General features: G+C 65.5%; 15 protein-coding genes. 5 read left to right on the forward strand and 10 right to left on the reverse strand.

The window, feature by feature from the left end; all coding sequences use genetic code 11:
• Window positions 1-9 precede the first annotated feature (9 nt).
• The gene (gene leuS, locus A5634_RS18315) at window positions 10-2,889 is read right to left on the reverse strand and encodes a leucine--tRNA ligase (protein WP_065145445.1); all 2,880 of its coding nucleotides are present in this window, start codon (window positions 2,887-2,889) and stop codon (window positions 10-12) included.
• A 194-nt stretch (window positions 2,890-3,083) separates the two neighbouring features.
• Here leuS and A5634_RS18320 point away from each other — a divergent pair, with 194 nt between their 5' ends.
• Both A5634_RS18320 and A5634_RS18325 read left to right on the forward strand, forming a co-directional pair.
• Window positions 3,084-4,277, forward strand: a complete 1,194-nt coding sequence (locus A5634_RS18320) for an LpqN/LpqT family lipoprotein (protein ID WP_065145446.1) — start codon at window positions 3,084-3,086, stop codon at window positions 4,275-4,277.
• A gap of 52 nt (window positions 4,278-4,329) precedes the next feature.
• A complete protein-coding gene (locus A5634_RS18325) occupies window positions 4,330-4,680 on the forward strand; it encodes a hypothetical protein (RefSeq protein ID WP_065145447.1) in 351 nt (116 codons plus the stop codon).
• A gap of 38 nt (window positions 4,681-4,718) precedes the next feature.
• On the opposite strand, the gene A5634_RS18330 is transcribed toward A5634_RS18325, so the two are convergent.
• Window positions 4,719-5,324, reverse strand: a complete 606-nt coding sequence (locus A5634_RS18330) for a YqgE/AlgH family protein (RefSeq protein ID WP_065145448.1) — start codon at window positions 5,322-5,324, stop codon at window positions 4,719-4,721.
• Window positions 5,325-5,429: 105 nt separating this feature from the next.
• Between A5634_RS18330 and A5634_RS18335 the strand changes: the two genes are divergently transcribed.
• The gene (locus tag A5634_RS18335) at window positions 5,430-6,749 is read left to right on the forward strand and encodes an MFS transporter (RefSeq protein ID WP_155769606.1); all 1,320 of its coding nucleotides are present in this window, start codon (window positions 5,430-5,432) and stop codon (window positions 6,747-6,749) included.
• Between the two features lie 14 nt (window positions 6,750-6,763).
• Entirely contained in the window at window positions 6,764-7,537 is a 774-nt protein-coding gene (locus A5634_RS18340) for a TIGR03084 family metal-binding protein (RefSeq protein ID WP_065145449.1), read from the forward strand.
• Window positions 7,538-7,668: 131 nt separating this feature from the next.
• Here A5634_RS18340 and A5634_RS18345 read toward each other — a convergent pair whose 3' ends face one another.
• The 6 genes from A5634_RS18345 to A5634_RS18370 form a co-directional block, all read right to left on the reverse strand.
• Window positions 7,669-8,829, reverse strand: a complete 1,161-nt coding sequence (locus A5634_RS18345; protein WP_065145450.1) for a PPE domain-containing protein — start codon at window positions 8,827-8,829, stop codon at window positions 7,669-7,671.
• 9 nt (window positions 8,830-8,838) lie between these two features.
• Window positions 8,839-9,144, reverse strand: coding sequence for a PE domain-containing protein (locus A5634_RS18350; protein WP_172831737.1), 306 nt, complete (start codon window positions 9,142-9,144; stop codon window positions 8,839-8,841).
• Window positions 9,145-9,224: 80 nt separating this feature from the next.
• Window positions 9,225-13,322 (reverse strand): type VII secretion protein EccCa, encoded by a 4,098-nt coding sequence (eccCa, locus tag A5634_RS18355; protein ID WP_065145451.1) that lies wholly within the window; start codon window positions 13,320-13,322, stop codon window positions 9,225-9,227.
• A gap of 2 nt (window positions 13,323-13,324) precedes the next feature.
• The gene (eccB, locus tag A5634_RS18360; protein ID WP_065145452.1) at window positions 13,325-14,827 is read right to left on the reverse strand and encodes a type VII secretion protein EccB; all 1,503 of its coding nucleotides are present in this window, start codon (window positions 14,825-14,827) and stop codon (window positions 13,325-13,327) included.
• A 54-nt stretch (window positions 14,828-14,881) separates the two neighbouring features.
• Window positions 14,882-15,214, reverse strand: coding sequence for a DUF2710 family protein (locus A5634_RS18365; protein WP_065145453.1), 333 nt, complete (start codon window positions 15,212-15,214; stop codon window positions 14,882-14,884).
• A gap of 39 nt (window positions 15,215-15,253) precedes the next feature.
• On the reverse strand, window positions 15,254-16,492 hold the full coding sequence (locus A5634_RS18370; protein WP_065145454.1) for a DUF5631 domain-containing protein: 1,239 nt from the start codon (window positions 16,490-16,492) through the stop codon (window positions 15,254-15,256).
• Between the two features lie 101 nt (window positions 16,493-16,593).
• Between A5634_RS18370 and A5634_RS28730 the strand changes: the two genes are divergently transcribed.
• The gene (locus A5634_RS28730) at window positions 16,594-16,749 is read left to right on the forward strand and encodes a hypothetical protein (protein WP_172831738.1); all 156 of its coding nucleotides are present in this window, start codon (window positions 16,594-16,596) and stop codon (window positions 16,747-16,749) included.
• Window positions 16,750-16,751: 2 nt separating this feature from the next.
• Here the strand turns inward: A5634_RS28730 and A5634_RS18375 are convergent, their stop codons facing one another.
• Together A5634_RS18375 and A5634_RS18380 are read right to left on the reverse strand one after the other, a co-directional pair.
• The gene (locus tag A5634_RS18375) at window positions 16,752-17,051 is read right to left on the reverse strand and encodes a DUF2694 family protein (RefSeq protein ID WP_065145455.1); all 300 of its coding nucleotides are present in this window, start codon (window positions 17,049-17,051) and stop codon (window positions 16,752-16,754) included.
• The gene (locus tag A5634_RS18380) at window positions 17,048-17,359 is read right to left on the reverse strand and encodes an ESX-1 secretion-associated protein (protein WP_065145456.1); all 312 of its coding nucleotides are present in this window, start codon (window positions 17,357-17,359) and stop codon (window positions 17,048-17,050) included. Before A5634_RS18380 ends, A5634_RS18375 begins: the two co-directional genes overlap by 4 nt.
• Window positions 17,360-17,399: the final 40 nt, after the last annotated feature.

Raw genomic sequence — 17,399 nt, forward strand, 5'->3', positions numbered from 1 at the left:
TGGCGCGAACTAGACCACCAGGTTGACCATCCTGCCCGGGACCACGATCACCTTGCGTGGAGTGGCGCCATCCAGGAAAGCCAGCACCTTCTCATCAGCCAGGGCCGCGGCTTGCACCGCATCCTGGCCCGCGTCGGCCGCCACCACGACCCGGCCGCGTACCTTGCCGTTGACCTGCACCGGGTACTCGACGGTGTCATCCACCAGGTAGGCCGCATCAGCCACCGGGAAGGGCCCGTGCGCCAGCGAGGTGCCGTGGCCCAGCCGCGACCACAATTCCTCGGCCAGGTGCGGAGCCAGCGGCGCCAGCATCAACACCAGCGGCTCGACCGCCGCCCGGGGCACCTCACCGCGGTACTGCTTGGTGAGGTAGTTGGTGTACTCGATCAGCTTGGCGGCCGCGGTGTTATTGCGCAGCGCCGCATAGTCTTCGGCCACTCCGGCGATGGTGCGATGTAGCGACCGCAGCGTGTCGGTCGCCAACTCCTGGTCGGCGACCCGGACTTCGCCTGTTTCCTCGTCCACCGCCAACCGCCACACACGCTGCAGAAAGCGGTGCGCGCCAACGACATCCTTGGTGGCCCATGGCCGAGACGCCTCGAGCGGACCCATCGACATCTCGTAGACACGTAGGGTATCCGCGCCGTACTCATCGCAGATCTCGTCGGGTGAGATCGAATTCTTCAGGCTCTTACCGATTTTGCCGAACTCCTGGAACACTTCGATCTCGCCGTCCGGGCCCGGTAAGAAAAATGAGCCAGCGCGCTCGATCACATTCTCGGCGGGCACGTAGGACCCGCGCTGGTCCGTGTAGGCGAAGGCCTGGATGTACCCCTGGTTCACCAGCCGTCGATAGGGCTCACTGGAGCTGACGTGGCCCAGGTCGTACAGCACCTTGTGCCAGAACCGGCAATAGAGCAGGTGCAACACGGCGTGCTCGGCACCGCCCACGTAGAGGTCGACCCCGCCGGGATCGTTGGGACCGTGCTCGGCTGGGCGCGGGCCCATCCAGTAAGCCTCGTTTTCCTTGGCGCAGAAGCGTTCCGAGTTGTGCGGATCGGTGTACCGCAACTCGTACCAAGAACTGGCGGCCCATTGCGGCATCACATTGGTATCGCGGGTGTAGGGCTGCAGGCCGTCGCCGAGATCCAGCTCCACATGCACCCATTCGGTCGCCTTGGCCAGCGGTGGTGACGGTTCGCTGTCGGCGTCATCCGGGTCGAACAACACCGGCGAATAGTCGGGCACGTCGGGAAGTTCGACGGGCAACGCGGATTCGTCGATCGGGTGGGCGCGCCCCGCTGTGTCGTAGACGATCGGGAACGGCTCACCCCAGTACCGTTGCCGAGCGAAAAGCCAGTCCCGCAATTTGAATTGGATTCGGGGCCGACCTTTGCCCTCTGATTCCAACCGCGCGGTGATCGTCGCTTTGGCCTCGGCGACGTCCAATCCGTCTAGGTAGCCGGAGTTGACCAGGACACCGTCGCCGGAGTGCGCGGCCTGCGAAACATCGCCGCCGGCAATGACTTCGACAATCGGGAGACCGAATGCACGGGCAAAGTCCCAGTCTCGTTGGTCGTGACCCGGGACGGCCATGATGGCACCGGTGCCGTAGCCGGCCAGCACGTAATCGGCAATGAAGATCGGCACCGCCTTTCCGTTGGCCGGATTGATCGCGTAGCTGCCGAGGAAGACGCCGGTTTTCTCCCTGCTCTCCTGGCGCTCGAGGTCTGACTTGGCCGCGATCGCGCGCCGGTAGGCTGCCACCGCCTCAACCGGGGTGGCAGCGCCGTACGTCCACGCTGGATCGACCCCGTCGGGCCAGTTAGCAACGACCAGCTCGTCGACCAGGTCGTGCTCGGGCGCCAACACCAAATAGGTAGCGCCGAACAGTGTGTCGGGCCGGGTGGTGAACACCTCGATATCAGCCTGCGCACCGTCAGTCTTGGCAGCCGAAAACAGGGCCATGGCCCCGGTAGAGCGCCCAATCCAGTTGCGCTGCATCGCTTTGACCTGCTCTGGCCAGTCCAGCGCGTCCAGATCATCGAGCAACCGGTCGGAGTAAGCGGTGATCCGCATCATCCACTGCCGCAACCGCTTCCGGAACACCGGGAAGTTGCCCCGATCACTGCGGCCGTCGGAGGTGACCTCTTCGTTGGCCAAAACCGTGCCCAGGCCCGGACACCAATTCACCATCGAGTCGGCGCGGTAGACCAGCCGGTGCGTATCGATAACGTCCGACCGCTCCCCCGCCGACAGCTCCGCCCACTGCCTGCCATCCGTGAGAGTCCTTGCCCCGGAATCAAATTCGGCGATCAGCTGCGCTATCGGACGAGCCTTGTTGGCGGCGGTGTCGAACCAGGCGTCGTAGATCTGTAGAAAGATCCACTGCGTCCACTTGTAGAAGTCCACATCGGTGGTGGAAAAGCTGCGGCGACTGTCGTGACCCAGTCCGAGCCGACCGAGCTGGCGGCGGAAGTTGACGACGTTGGCCTCGGTCCTGGTCCGCGGATGGGTGCCGGTTTGCACGGCGTACTGCTCGGCTGGCAGACCAAAGGCGTCAAAACCCAACGCGTGCAGCACGTTACGGCCGTTCATCCGGAAGTACCGGGCATAGACGTCGGTGGCGATGTAGCCCAACGGGTGGCCGACATGCAACCCCTCCCCCGACGGGTACGGGAACATGTCCTGGACGAACAGCTTGTCCTCGGGTACGGCAGAACCATCCGTCGGAGCGAGGGAACCCACCGGGTTGGGCACATGGAACGTCCCGAGCCGGGCCCAGTTCTCCTGCCAGGTGCGCTCCACCCCGGCCGCCAGCTCGGCGTTGTAGCGGTACCGCGGCGCGTCGGAGTCCGCATCCGGCGCGGCGGTCGGCGATTCTGTCACGCCCAACAGGGTATAAGGGCGCCTTTCAAACTAGTCGGGCCACAGGTTGGTATCGGTTCCGTTGCGCAGCGATCAGAGGTTCATCCCAGCTCTATTTCGAGCATGGTGGCGGCCGTGAGCACTGGATACATTCAGCCTCGGTGGTGGGTCCAACGGCTTCGTCATCACCCAGCTATTCGGAGGGACCGGTCGAGATGATTCAGATCGCGCGCACCTGGCGAACCTTCGCAGGTGGCCTGGCCGCCGGGGCCGTCGGCGTCGTGATGTTCGCCGGCGGAACTGCCTCGGCCGAACCCCTGGTCCCCCAACCCGCTGTCCCCGGCGTCCCCATGCTGCCGGCCACGGCGCCAGGCGCCACGGTGTTTCCCGGGGGCGCCAATACCAACCGATTCGCTCCCGCCCCCGCGCAGGCGCCGGTCCCGCTGCAGGCTGTCGCCCCCGCGCAACTGCCTGCCCCGGTCGCGGCACCGTCACCGGCCACCGTCCCCGCGGCCGTTCCGGCTCCCGCCGCAAGCGCACCGCAACCGCCGGCCGTGACGCCCGCTACCACCGGCACGCTGCGCGAGCACCTCGAGAGCAAGGGCGTGAAGCTCGAAGCGCAGCGCCCGCTGGGTTTCAAGGCGCTCGACATCACCGTGCCGATGCCCCCGCGCTGGACGCAGGTGCCGGACCCGAACGTGCCGGACGCGTTTGTAGTGATCGCCGACCGGGTCGGCGGTAACAGCGTGTACACGTCGAATGCGCAGGTAGTGGTGTACAAGCTGGTCGGCGACTTCGACCCCGCGGAAGCGATTACGCACGGCTTCGTGGACAGCCAGCGACTGCTGGCCTGGCAGACGACCAACGCATCGTTCGCCAACCTGGGCGCCTTCCCGTCGTCGGTCATCGAGGGCACCTACCGCGAGAACGACATGACGCTGAACACCTCGAGGCGCCACGTGTTCGCCAGTTCCGGATCCGACAAGTACCTGGTGTCTCTGTCGGTGACCACCGCAGCGACCCAAGCCGTCAGCGATGCCCCCGCCACCGATGCCATCGTCAACGGCTTCCGGGTGTCCACCCCAGGGGCGGCCGCTCAAGCTCCCGCGCGGGTCGGGGCGCCGACGGGGCCGAGCGCACCGGCACCCGCGGCAACGCCCGCACCGGCTCCGCAAGCACCGGCGTCTCAAGCTCCCGCACCACAGGCGCCGGCTCGGACGACTCCACCACAGGCGCCTGTTGCGCCCGCCGCGCCGACTGCACCCGCCGCCCCGATCCCGCCGCCGGCGCCCGTGCAGGCAATCCACCCGGTGCCGCGGGCGGTACCCGCGCAACCGCCCGCCGTGGCATCCAACCCGGCACCCGCCTCGCCGCCGTTGGTCACCCTGACGCCGGCCCCGGCGCGCTAGCGGCGCTGGAGCCCGGCGCGCGCAAATTCCGGCGGGCTCGTATTGTGAGCACATGCTTATCGCGGGCGTGGTGTGCGTGTGTGCGGCGATAGCGTCGGCCGCGTTCGGGATCTGGTCTCTTTCCCAAGCGCCCGCGGCTGAGCCCAACCAGTTGGCGCTGCGCTCCATGGCGCCGACTCAGCTGGCGGCCGCGGTGATGCTCGCCGCCGGGGGAGTGGTCGCCTTGGCCGCGTCCCCGCAGACAGCGCTGGTGGTCGTGATCATCTGCATCGTCGGCGCGCTCGGCACACTGGCCACCGGTTCGTTACAGAGCGCGCGGTTCGCGTTACGTCGTCAGACCGCCGAGGTTCCCGCGTCCGGTTGCGCCGGCAGTTGCGGAGTCTGCACGCTGTCCTGCCACTAGGTCAGTTTCGGACGGTCGCGACCCGCTGCGCCCGGCTCCTAATTCCGGCTGACGTCGATCGGATGCGTCGCCAGCATCGAAAGCGGCAACGGCTGACGCCGCAACACCTGACCCCACAAGTCGGCCCGCGCCGGAACCAGCACGTCAGAGGGCAACGCCGACAACACAATCCAATCGTCGCGCTCGATTTCGCCTTCGAGTTGGCCGATGGTCCAACCGGAGTAGCCGGCGAATATTCGCACGCCTTCGACCACGGGCGCGATCAAGTCGGGTTCGGCGTCGAGGTCCACCATCACCATGCGGCCCGCGACATGCCTTAGGCCCGGCACCCCGTCGGGTTCGGCGCCAATGCGCAGAACTGCCAGGCACAGTGCCGCGTCCCGCTTGACCGGTCCGCCGATGAACATTGTCTTGGGCTTGGCGGCGAGCTTGGCCCACTGCGGCAGCACGTTGTAGACCGCGGTTTCGCTGGAGCGGTTGAGCACCACGCCCAAGGTGCCGCCCTCGTTGTGTTCGACGATGTATATGACACTGCGCCGAAACGTCGGTTCCAGCAGATCGATGTTGGCCAGCAACAGGGTTCCCGCCCGCACGCGTTGCGCAGCGGGTGCGATGTGGTCTTCGGGATCTTCGTGCTGTGCCACTACCACATCATCGCATCCGTAGCAGGATCGACGATGCAAACAACCGGGGTCGCCAAAGATTTGTACTGTGATTGAGACGGCACAGAGCCGTCGTCGACCTTGCCTGTGCCGATCGTGGAAGTGGGTTTAGTGATTCGCACCCGGACGCCGGCAAGAGCACCCGCCGAACTGTGGCGGTCGGTGCGCGCTATGCCCGACTTCTGGCGACTTCTACAGCTGCGCATGGCAAGTCAGTTCGGGGACGGCCTTTTTCAGGCCGGCCTGGCCGGCGCGCTGCTGTTCAACCCGGACCGGGCCGCCGATCCGATGGCGATCGCCCGGGCGTTCGCCGTGTTGTATCTGCCGTACTCGCTGCTGGGGCCGTTCGCCGGGGCGCTGATGGACCGTTGGGATCGCCGCCTGGTGCTGGTCGGGGCCAACATCGCGCGGCTCACCTTCATCGTTGCGATCGGCACGATCCTTGCCGTCGGTGCTGGTGATTTGGTGTTGCTGTGCGCTGCGCTATTGGCCAACGGGTTGGCCCGGTTCGTGGCATCCGGGTTATCTGCGTCCTTGCCCCATGTGGTGCCGCGCGAGCAGGTCGTCACGATGAACTCGGTGGCCACCGCATCCGGTGCGGTCTCGGCGTTTGTGGGCGCCAACTGCATGTTCGTGCTGCGTTGGCTGGCCGGGAGTGGCGACCACGGCGCCGCAGTGGTCATTTTCACCGCGCTGGTCCCGGTGTCGGCGGCGTTGCTGCTCTCCCTGCGGTTCGCGCCGCGGGTTCTCGGGCCCGACGACACCAAGCGGGCGATCCACGGCTCGGCGGTCTATGCCGTCATCACCGGCTGGCTGCACGGCGTACGCACGGTTGTCCGGCTGCCGACGGTGGCCGCGGCGCTGTCGGGGCTGGCCGCGCATCGGATGGTTGTCGGTATCAACTCGCTGTTGATCCTGCTGCTGGTTCACGACATGCAGAATGTCGATGTCGAGGGGTTGGGCACGGCGTTGATCTTTTTCGCCGCGACCGGCCTTGGGGCGTTTCTTGCCAATCTGTTGACCCCGGCGTTGGTGCGGCGCTGGGGTCGTTACGCGACAGCCAACTCGGCGCTGGTGGCCGCCGCGGTCGTTCAGACCGCGGGGGCGGGCCTGCTGTTGCCGGTCATGGTGGTGTGCGGGTTCTTCTTGGGCCTGGCCGGACAAGTGGTCAAGCTTTGCGCCGACTCGGCGATGCAGATCGACGTCGAAGACGCGCTGCGCGGACACGTGTTCGCGGTCCAGGACGCTTTGTTCTGGGTCTCGTTCATCGCAGCCGTAAGCGTGGCCGCTATGTTCATTCCCGCCGACGGACGCGCGCCCGTGTTCGTGTTGTTCGGGTCGGTGATTTATCTGGTGGGCCTGCTGGTGCACAGCTTGGTCGGCCGGCGCGGCCAGACTGTCAATTGAGGGAGGTACGGAAAATGGCAGGTTCAGGTCCGTTCGTCGCCGACCTGCGGGCCGAGAGCGACGACCTGGACGCCCTGGTGGCACCGCTGGATGCGGCAGACTGGGCCACAGTGACGCCGGCGCCGGGTTGGACCATCGCCCACCAGATCGGGCACCTGCTGTGGACAGATCGAGTGTCGCTTCTCTCGGTCACCGACGAGCCCGCGTTCAATGATGTGCTTGCCGGCGCGGCGGCCGATCCCGGCGGCTTCGTCGACGCCGGAGCCGAAGAGCTGGCCGCTATCGCACCCGCGGAGTTGCTTGCCGACTGGCGCGACACCCGCGCGCGGCTCCATGAGGCCCTGCTCGAAGTCGCCGACGGTCGCAAGCTGCCGTGGTTCGGGCCGCCGATGAGCGCGACATCCATGGCTACCGCCCGGTTGATGGAGACCTGGGCGCACGGCCTGGACGTCGCCGACGCCCTCGGTGTGACACGGCCGGCCACTGCTCGGCTGCGCTCGATTGCGCACATCGGAGTGCGTGCCCGCGATTACGCATACGTGGTCAACAACCTGACGCCGCCCAGTGAGCAGTTTTACGTCGAGCTGCGCGCGCCCGGTGGCGACATCTGGACATGGGGGCCGCCGGACGCGGCGCAGCGGGTCACCGGGTCGGCGGAGGATTTCTGCTTCCTGGTCACGCAGCGGCGGGCGTTGAGGGCGCTGGACGTGACGGCGGTGGGGGAGGACGCGCAGCGCTGGCTTGGGATCGCTCAAGCCTTCGCGGGGCCGCCCGGCGCCGGGCGATGAGCGCGTAGCGCGAAGAGAGCCGGGGCCATCCAGCCCGAGCGCCGGGCGATGAGCGCGTAGCGCGAAGAGAGCCGGGGCCATCCAGCCGAGCGCCGGGCGGTCCTAGTCGCTCGCCGAACGTGAAACTGGCTTCACGTTCGGTGGCTTTCGTCGGCGGTGACGATAACGCGGGCGCGCGTCACGTCGTCCTTGGCCGACTCGCTGCCGCCTCGCCCCAGCATGCCCGCCGGCGTCATCGGGACCGGGCCACCGCCCGTCGAGACCGTTGGTCCGCGGACTTCGTTTGCACTGAGCACGCCGGCGCGCAAGCTTGTCGGCCGTCCGCCCTCCGGTTCGAAGCTGCTGGTGGGGCGGGTGTAGCTGGTCAGCCCGGCACCGGGAAACCCGCCGGCGCCACCGCCGCTGCCGCCCGCTACCCCACCTGCCGCAACCGCGGGCTCGGCAAGAGCAGTACCCGGCGCTCCGGTCGACGGGAACATTCCGCCGAATGCCTGCATCAGACCTTGCGGCATGCTCGTGAAGGCCTGCATCGCCTGCATCGGTGCCTGCATCATCTGCTTGAGCGGTTCGGTGACATCCGAAAACATCTGCATCGGTTCCTGCATCAGCGAACTCAGCTGACCGGTGGCTTCGGCGGGGCTAGCCGCTCCTTGGCCGGCGGTCTGGGCGACCTGCGTCGAGGCTGCGGCCGCGTTATGCATGCCGGTTTGTCCGGCGGCCTGAGCCACGGCCGCTGCGGCTGTCGCCGGCGCCGCGGGCGAGGCGCCCATCGGGGCGATGGGCGGCGGTACCGCCAACGCTGCTATCAACGCGCTGAGTGCCGCCGAATAGGTCCAGCCCACGCCAGAATTGTGCGGCCAGTGTTCCCCGTAATACTCCCCATCGCGCTCGACGATCCCGGGGGTGTTCTGGCCGAACCAGTTTGTCGCGTTGAGCACGGTCCACTCGTCGCGATTGGTCTGGGAGACCACCGAGGGGATTACGGAGGACCGAGCGAGCATGAACGCCTCCACGGCGGCCTGCGTGACGTTGATCTTTTCCGCGGTCCAGCCCACTAACGTCTGCAACCCGACGTTGAGGCCGGTCGCGGCAACCGTCGACGCGACCGAGCCCACTCCTTCCCATTGCGTACCGGTGGCGAGGGTGTTCATTGTGGAAAGGCCCGCCGCCAGTTCGTTGTTGGCGGTCTCGGTGACCCAGACGACGTTATTGGCGACTACCGACGCGGGTGAGCCCGCCTCAAAAATCGCCGCTACGACTTCGGGCGGGCCAGTCCATCGGGGATCCGGCATTCGTGGCGCCTACAGTCCGACGGCGCCCGCGCTGGCGCCCTCGGCGGCGACGGCGGCGGCAGAAGCCAGGCCCTGCCCGCCGGAAAAGGCTACGCGCTGCCCGACGTGCTCGGCGGCGGTCCCCAGGTAGGCGGCGCCGACAGCGTTGAGCGCGGCCGCGAACTCAATCGAGTCGGCGTCGCTGGCCATCGGGATTACACCGGTGAGCGCAGCCGCTCCGGCCGCGGTGGTAGCGGCCATCTCCTCGCTGATACCGGCTTCGGCTGCCGCCGACAGGTCGACCGCGCCTGGCACCATGCCGAAAAAGCCACCCATTCTTACCTCCCGATTGATCCCGCCGAACCGTCCCCGGCGACGAGTTCCTGAGTCTAAGTTGACTGCCCGCGCCTGTCGATTCAGGTTTGCGGGTCTCCTACCAGCACACCTTCCATCACGCCGTCGTTGGTGACCAACAACCCGCGTCCGGGCGGCAACTGCTGGGCGCTGGTCCTGCCGAACACCTTCACCGCGGCCGGATCGTTGTCCATGAACAGCGTCGGCGCCCGCGAGCCGGTCATCTTCTGCAGGAATGGGTTGGTGACCGAGACACCCGCCCAGTTGCCCGGCAGTCGCGAGGCGATGACGTGCAGACCGATTTCGCGGCCCCGCTCGATGAGGCTCCACAGCGGCGCCGTGGCCGCGTTCTTCCCCAGCAGTCCATGCGGTCTGAGTTCCTGCTCGTCGTCGATCAACACGAAGTGGTGCGGTCCGTGCCAGTTGCTGCGGTTGAGCAACTCTTCCTGGCTGAGCCCGGACGGTGGTAGCCGATCGCGCAGCAGCTGCGCCAACTCCGTGATCACCGTGTCGATGTCGTCGGCTGTGTAGGCGTACGCCCGCACATGCTCGCCCTGGATCTTTCCGATCAGCGAGGTCTTGGGATCGATGATGGTGATTTGAGCCTGCTCTGGGCTGCACCTGGCCACGATCGTCTGTCCCAGCGCGGCCAATGTTGTTGTCTTGCCGCATGACTGACGGCCCACCACGAGCATGTTGGGTATCACCCGGCTGGGCAAGACCGCCGGCTGTAGAGCGCTTTCGCCGATCCCGAACGGGATGGTCAGTGGGTCAGCGTCCCCGACGCTGCCCGCGAACGCGGCAACCACCTCTGCCAGCGGGACCCGCTCGGGCAACCGGGCCAAACTCTCGACACGGCCGACTCCGGTGAGGCCCGCGATGACGGCGCCGATATCGCGGGTAGCCACGCGCTCGCCAGTTGCGGTCACCAATTCGGGAACCCCTACCAACAATTCGAAACCATCCCGAGTCAAACCGAAGCCTGGTCGGTCTAACGTATTGCGGGCGGCCTTCTTTCGCTCGAACCCCTCGCCCATCTGGGTTTCGTCGGGATTGCTCAGCCGCAACTGGATGCGGGCGTTGGAAACATTGACCAGTTGCTGCTTTTGGCCGACCAGCCATGCCGTGGCGGTGGTCATGATGTGGATTCCATAGGACAGGCCCTGGCGGGCGATCGCGATGGCCCGCTCACCGATAGCCGCGTCTTTGTCATAGAGGTCACTGAAATTGTCGACGACGAGGAATACGTCGCCGAACTTGTCCTCGGGGTCGGTGTTGGCAACACCGCGCTCTGTCTGGTTGGGCAAACCGAACCTTCGATCCCGGAACTCGGAGATGTCGATTTGGTACTTCTTGAACGACGCCTCGCGGGCATGGATCAACCCCTCGATCGAGGCGATGGTCCGCGAAACTCCCTCACGGTCAGTCGGACTGACCACCGACGCCACATGCGGCAATTCCTCTACCGGATACAGTGACGCGCCGATGCAGAAGAACGTCACCCGTTCCGGCCGGTACATCAAAGCCGCCGACGTCATCAGCGTCATCAGCGTGGTGGACTTACCGCGCTGGGCGGTCGCGACCACCATGATGTTGTCCATCTCGGCGTTGATGGCGTGCACGCGTTGGTCGTGTTCCTCCGGGATGTCCACGACGCCAAGTGGGAACACCAGACCCGGGTTCTGGCCATAGCCGACGTCCCACGGTCTACCGCGCCACCTGGCCACCAGCGCATCGATGGGTTCACTGATTTCCAAAGGCGGCAGCCAGATTTGGTGCGGGGGGCGGGCGGGGTGGGAGACCAACGACTCACGCACGACGTCGACCAACTTCTTCTTTCGGAAGCCGTCGGAATGGAAAAGATACTCATCGGGTTCGTCGGGCTCATCCGCAACGGCCAATGCCGCGCTGTCAGATTCGCTGAGTGGCTGATACGCCGAGGTGTAGGCCCGCGGTTGGGAGAAGCTCATGGCCACAGTCCGGTTCACGTCCGGAGCCCGCTTGGGTACCACGAACGGTGCCGACACGTAGAAACACCGGAACTGCTCGATGTCGCGCGGCCCGACCTTCATCAGTGCGTAACCGTTCTCCTGCGACGGAAGATGCAGCGCGGCGTCGCTGCCGATCACGTCGCGCGAGTCCTCGGCCGTCTCGGCGCGCAGCGCAACTCGAAAAGCGATGTTGCTCTTGGCTTTACTGAGTGACGACAGGTCGAGCCGCTGGCCGCCGAGCGTGAAGAAAACGTTGCAGCCGCGTCCCTCCTGACCGATGTGGATCACCAGATCGATCCATTCGGGATGGTGGATGAACAGCTCGAGGTACTCGTCGATGATCACCAGCAGGATCGGGACGGGCTCCAGATCCCTTCCGGCGAGCCGCATTTCCTCATACTCGTTGGCATCACGCGCCCCGGCATCTTTGAAAAGCCGGTACCGACGGGCGATCTCACCGTTGATGGCTTTGCGCATCCGCTCGGCGAGGTGGCGGTCATCCTTGCCGAGGTTGGACAGTGAGCCGGCGACGTGCGGGAATCCCTGCAGGTCCTGGGCGGCCGACTCGAACTTCATGTCGACAAAGATCACGATGAACGTCTCAGGTGAGTGGGTCAACGCGATCCCACTGCACAATGACAAGAAGTACTCCGACTTACCGGAACCCGACGTTCCGATCACCACCGAGTGGAATCCGTAGCCGCCAAAGTCCTTGGCGCGCAGAATCACATACTGCAGTTCACCGCCTTGCCGGACGCCCACGGGCACCATCGCCCACTTCGGGTCGCCTCGACCGCGACTCTCCGCCCACAGCCGGTCGACATCGAGTTGCCGCGGATCATTGATGCCTAGTGCACGCAGCAATTCGCCGGCCTGACTGTCGGTTTCGGAGAGCTCGCCGGCACTCGTCGGCGACCAACGGGCCAGCGCGCGAGCATATCTGTTGGCGGTGCTGTCGGCGAGCATGTCAGCGACGGCATAGAAAGTGTTGCGGTGGGTGAGCCTGCCTTCGCGCAGCGCAAACCGTTGGCTTTCCTCGGCGAAACCGATGCCGACACCGACTCGACTTGCCAACCGCAACACCGTGATACCGCTCATACCCTTCTGTCCGGTCACGCCCTCCCACTGCTCAGGCGTGCCGACATTGTCGTCCACGATCACCCAGTGGGGGCCGAGGGCCGGCGCGTTCGTCGATTCCATAATCGACGGCATAGATGTCGGGCTGGCCGTCACTGGCGGCGTCCAGGGCCCGCGGCCCTTGCGGTGCAATTCCGCGTCCAGCGCTTCTTCGAGTTCGGTGGGAGAAGCGAATACGAGCCGGCGCAGGCCGCATGCGTCGAACATCTCGTCGTGCTGATTGTGGGGCAACCAGACCAACCACTGCCAGTGTTCGGGATGACGAGTGACCACCATCAACTTCAGATCGTCAGGGCTGTGATAGACCGCCAGTGCGCACAGCATCGCGCGCGCCAAACCGTGTAGCTCGGCGGGATCGTCGGCGATGAAGCTGAATCCTGGTTTCGACCGTAAGCTCAGCACCTTCCCGATGCCGCGGATCTTGCTCTGTTCGAGGATGAAATCCCTGAGCGCTCCACCGGTTACGGGTTCGAGCTCTTCGCCGATAGGCACGTCGGGCCATTGCAGAGAGACCGCCGATTCGCTGGCCTGTTGCACCCCTATGCCAAGCCGGACGTCGAGAAAGTCCGCGTCGGTGGGCCGGCGCTCCCACATCCGCGGTCCGCCGATGGCGGTATCGAACTGTTGCGGGTCGGCGTGCACGAACAGCTGGGCCCGGCGCTGTTCCTGCGCCGCGCGTTGTACCTCCTCGCGGTCGTCGTCCAGTTGGCGCAGATAGCTGCGACGCTGCTTTTCTTGTTCGCCCCAACTGATGCGGCGTCCACGCCCGAACCGTCCCCCGAACATCAGCGCGCCAAACCCGACCAGACCCATCATCGGGAAGAAGCCGGACTGCAACGACCGCACTCCGGATGCGTACATCACCACCAGCGTTCCGATGATGCCCACCAACAGCGCGGGCAGCGCGATCATCAGCAAGATGTTGCGCGGCTCACGCTCGGGTAGTGCAAGCGGTGCGGCTACTGCCACCCGCACCGGCGGAACATTCGGTGGCGCAGTGCGTTTCCCACGGACGAATCCCCTTTTGGACATGTCTAACCCCCGGACTCGCTGGAATCGGGAACGGGCGCCACCACCCCGCCCGGGGGCAGTGCGTCGCGTGCCACCAAAGCCGTTTCGCGACTTATCGCCGGGCCGGGGGCGAAGGTACGCACGATTGGCCACGGCGCCTGCACTGCTAGGCGCGGATCCATTCCCAGGGCCTGCAAAGTGTGATGATCGGCTTGGATGCCGTATCGAACTCCTTGCGGCGATACCCAATACAGGCTCTCGCGGCTACCGGCCGTTGCGACACCGCTGGTGGTAGCAATGAAGTTCGCCGCGCTGGGCATGGTCAAAGTCTGGTTGGCCTCGCTTGATTGCGGATTACGGTCATCGCGGACTAGGCGCACTATTCGCGAGTCCATGCCGATCGGGACCGGCAGCCCTCGGCCAGAGATGACGGTAATTCTGGCCTGCGGGTCGCTGGACTGCTTCTCCCATCCCACGCAGATCACTGGATTGGCGCTAGTATCAACAAAATTCAGCTTCCCGGGCGGGTAGTAGTCGACATCGAGAACATCGACGACCGGAATATGAATCAGCTTGTCGGGAGCTACCAAGGTGGGTGCCGTCGAACCTTGTGAATCCCCGGTGCGCAACAGGTCTGCGACGAAGGCGGTGATCTTCTGAACTCCGCCGGGTAGCAGGACGTAGAAGCCGTTGACCGCGCCGGCGGCGTCGCGGGACTCGAGCACGCTGCCTACCTTGACCCCGGCCAGCCATTTCGACGCGCTGCCGGATTCCGGAATACTTGGCAGCACAATGGGTTCCGTGGACGGCATGGCGTCGAAGAGTGCGTTGGAAATTTCGATCGGGTAGGTCACCCCCGGATCCAGGCCGAGGGTGAAGGTCACCGTTCGGTCAGTCGGCTCGATGCGGGATCGTTGCCCTCCCCAGACCACGTAGGTCGAGTCCTTATGCGTCACCAGTACGGCCTGCGCGGGCCCCAGCGCACCGGCGCGCCCGTGCGGTGCCAGCTGGCCCGCAATCGCCGTCACCGTCGGCGGTGTTGCGCCCGCCCGGGGTGCTCCGCCGGTCTGCGCGGTGTCACAGACCGCCCACGCCGACACGGGACTCGCTGTGACAGGCAGACTGTCTGGCACGCCGGGAATCCCGATCATCGGCCCGGTCGGGTATTTTGCGATTTCGGCCGCCGTCACCCAAGCCGGCGCCGCCGCGTTGCCCACTGCCAGCCGCGCGGATGTGAGGTTGAACGCGGGGTAGAGCCGTCCGTTGATCTTTGCGTAGATTGCGCCGGTGTCGCGGTCTCCGATGACAGCCGACTGCGCGATCAGACCTGCCGGTTTCATCACATGCAGCAAGGCCATCCAACCGACACCGATCAGCACCAGCACGACCGAAAGGGCCACCGCCGCTTGCTGTTTGCGGTCGTCATGTTTCATCCGCACGGAAAACCGGGTAATCGCCGCGCGGAGTCGCCGGTTATAGAACAAGTGCCCTGAATTCTGGTCCCGATTGGACAGATTAAGTGGCACAGTCAATCTCCTCTCGGTACCCGGTCCGCACGGTCGTCCGGATCGGCACCGACATCACTGCAGGCGGCCGTACCGCGCCTGGTTTTCGGCTTCGGCCTCTTCTCGCAGCGCTGCGATGGCGAGGTTCACTCTCTCGGCCAACTGGCTGGGGGCGTAGCCCGCCATTACCTCCGGATGCAAAGTCAACTTGAGCAACCGGCCGTCGGCATTGGCGACCGCGTAAACGTCTCCCAAATCCACGCTGTACGTGACCGCCTCGGCCTGCGCGACCAGCGCTTCCCACTTGTCGGCGGCCTCGCTCAGTTCTCGAAGAACCGCTTCGACGAGGTTCCTGTCGTTTTCGGTGTCCGGATCGCTGAAATCGCTGCGACCCGACCCCGACACCATGACAGTATGTCGACGCCTCCCACCAGCGTCAATTCAAGCTCAGGAGGTGCTCTGCGCACCCGTTTCGACCCGTTCGCCCGCCAACTTCTGGAACCAGGCGAAGTGGTAGTTCGCCGATATTGGGTCGCCGGTGATGCTGCCTTCGGTGGCAGCAAGCAACATGCAGTTAAGTAGTTGCACAGCATCGACATCCGGATATTGGGCGAGGATCTGAAACCGCGCGGTGTCCAGATGAACGCGGAGCAGATCGACTTCCTGTTCAGAAATCTCAGCGCCATCTACGGCGGCCTTGGTCAGCGTGCTTACCAACCGCGGTAGCCCATCGCGCCAATGCGTGGCGACCCGCAGCTTCCAAGTCAGGTCGTCTACGGCCGGCAACTCCCGCGGCTGTACCGAGGCTTCAAAGCCTGGAACGTCAGCCGACCATGTCGCGGATTCACCGGGAGCGTATGTCGCGGCATCTGTCGTCGCGTCCAGCAGTTCGGTCAGTCGACCGGTGCGCCGATCTGGTTCCAGTAGCTGTACGCCGTCCGGAATCTCGATGCCCGGCGGAATCCAACCGTGTGCGAGGTCGGTGACCAGCACCGTCGTACCGTCTGAGCGGTCGCCGACCGCCCAGTTCAGGCGGGGCTCTTGGCGTGCCACAAAGGCCAGCAGGCCCTGCAGCCGCCCGTCCCCGTGATCGTGATCGTGATCGTCATCGTCGAGGCCCTCGTTATCCCGGTCTGCTTCGACCGGTACCGGCGGTGGCTCGTCTCGGACGGCCGGCAGCACTTGCGTCTGCTCCATGTCCGCAGGTGCTGGCTCGTCACGGACCGCGGGTAGCACTTGCGTCTTGTCCATGTCCGGACGCGCTGGCTCATCACGGACCGCGGGTAGTACCTGTGTCTTGTCCATATCAGCAGCAAAGCCGGGCCCTGTGTGCTGCCCCATCTGGCGCAACTGCCGCATCGTTGACTCGACGCGGCGTACCGCTAGCGCGCGAGCATCGTCTATCGCCCTGGCTTCGGCGGCACGTCGCGCCGGATACGCCATACCCGCCCGCCCGATCGCGCGCAGATCTTCGTTGGCAGAACTGGCGATTCGTTGCAGATCGAGCTTGAGATACTGTGCGAGAGTTGCGGTTTCAGGGCTGGTGGATGGCAGGTCGGTGGGCCACAAGCCGCCGATCACCCAGGGGGTGCAATCAAGTGGAGCGGTGAAGGTCGGTACCGACAAGGACTCCTCGGTGGCTCTGCGCAAGCGCTGACGTGCCGCTCTGCGACCGAAAATCCCCACCGGCTAAGAGTAGCGGGCTTCTTGGGCGTATCTGGCGCTATCGCGCTATCTCTGTCGGAGGGTGAATTGTGTGGCCAAACCGGTCTGGGTAGCGTGTGTCCATGACCGCCGAGAGGGCCGATTCGGCGCTGCAGCAGCAACTCGACGAGGTGCGTACCCTGCTCGGTCGCGCACGAGAGTTGTTTGGCGCCAACCCCATCGAGCCGCCCACCGATATCGCGCCCGATCCCGAAACCGGCAAAACCTGGATGGTGTGAGCTCAGCGGCGACGCAGCCGGTGCTCCAACAGCTTCTCGATCGCCGCATTGAGGTCTGCGGATGTCGGGACCTCCGCGGACGGGGTATGCCCGGCCGCCACGATCTCGTCACGCACTTCGAGCAACGCTTTGAGGTACGACACATCCGCGGTCAGCACGATGCCCTCGGCCAGGGCATCGGCGTCCGCCTCCATGGCGGCTTCGGTCAAAGCGACACTGTGCATGTAGCCGCCGCGACACGACCGAACCAGGATGTGCCCGCTGGGGTGAACAGTGTCGAAAGCGGGATTGGCCTCTGTCATCCGTCGACGATGCCTCCGAGTTTGTCGGACGCGGTTTGCTCGTGCTGCTCCCACATCCGGGCCGACGTATGCAGATTCTGGGCGAGGTCGGCGTGTTCGTCGGCTTGCTGCTCGTAACACTGCCGTCGGAACTCCAACAGTTCCCGACCGGCCTCGCGCAGCTCGCTGAATATCGGCCCGAGAGAGTCCAGGCTTTCCTGAATCGCGGCGTGCGACGAAGGGACCGTCCGCAGATGTTCGGAAGCTTCCTGGTGATGGGCAGCGGCCTCGCGCAGCTGCGCCGGCGCCACCTGAATGCGATCTGCCATTCGCTGTCTCCTCGTTGTGCGCCGGCGCCGTCGCCGGCGG

Source organism: Mycobacterium asiaticum, from assembly GCF_001673365.1.
Classification (GTDB): Bacteria; Actinomycetota; Actinomycetes; order Mycobacteriales; family Mycobacteriaceae; genus Mycobacterium; species Mycobacterium asiaticum_A.

Coding starts and splice junctions, on each gene's coding strand:
- A5634_RS18320 (WP_065145446.1), top strand. CDS start 3,084: ATGATTCAGATCGCGCGCACCTGGCGAACCTTCGCAGGTGGCCTGGCC.
- A5634_RS18325 (WP_065145447.1), top strand. CDS start 4,330: ATGCTTATCGCGGGCGTGGTGTGCGTGTGTGCGGCGATAGCGTCGGCC.
- A5634_RS18340 (WP_065145449.1), top strand. CDS start 6,764: ATGGCAGGTTCAGGTCCGTTCGTCGCCGACCTGCGGGCCGAGAGCGAC.
- A5634_RS18345 (WP_065145450.1), bottom strand. CDS start 8,829: ATGCCGGATCCCCGATGGACTGGCCCGCCCGAAGTCGTAGCGGCGATT.
- A5634_RS18350 (WP_172831737.1), bottom strand. CDS start 9,144: ATGGGTGGCTTTTTCGGCATGGTGCCAGGCGCGGTCGACCTGTCGGCG.
- eccCa (WP_065145451.1), bottom strand. CDS start 13,322: ATGTCCAAAAGGGGATTCGTCCGTGGGAAACGCACTGCGCCACCGAAT.
- A5634_RS18365 (WP_065145453.1), bottom strand. CDS start 15,214: ATGGTGTCGGGGTCGGGTCGCAGCGATTTCAGCGATCCGGACACCGAA.
- A5634_RS28730 (WP_172831738.1), top strand. CDS start 16,594: ATGACCGCCGAGAGGGCCGATTCGGCGCTGCAGCAGCAACTCGACGAG.
- A5634_RS18375 (WP_065145455.1), bottom strand. CDS start 17,051: ATGACAGAGGCCAATCCCGCTTTCGACACTGTTCACCCCAGCGGGCAC.
- A5634_RS18380 (WP_065145456.1), bottom strand. CDS start 17,359: ATGGCAGATCGCATTCAGGTGGCGCCGGCGCAGCTGCGCGAGGCCGCT.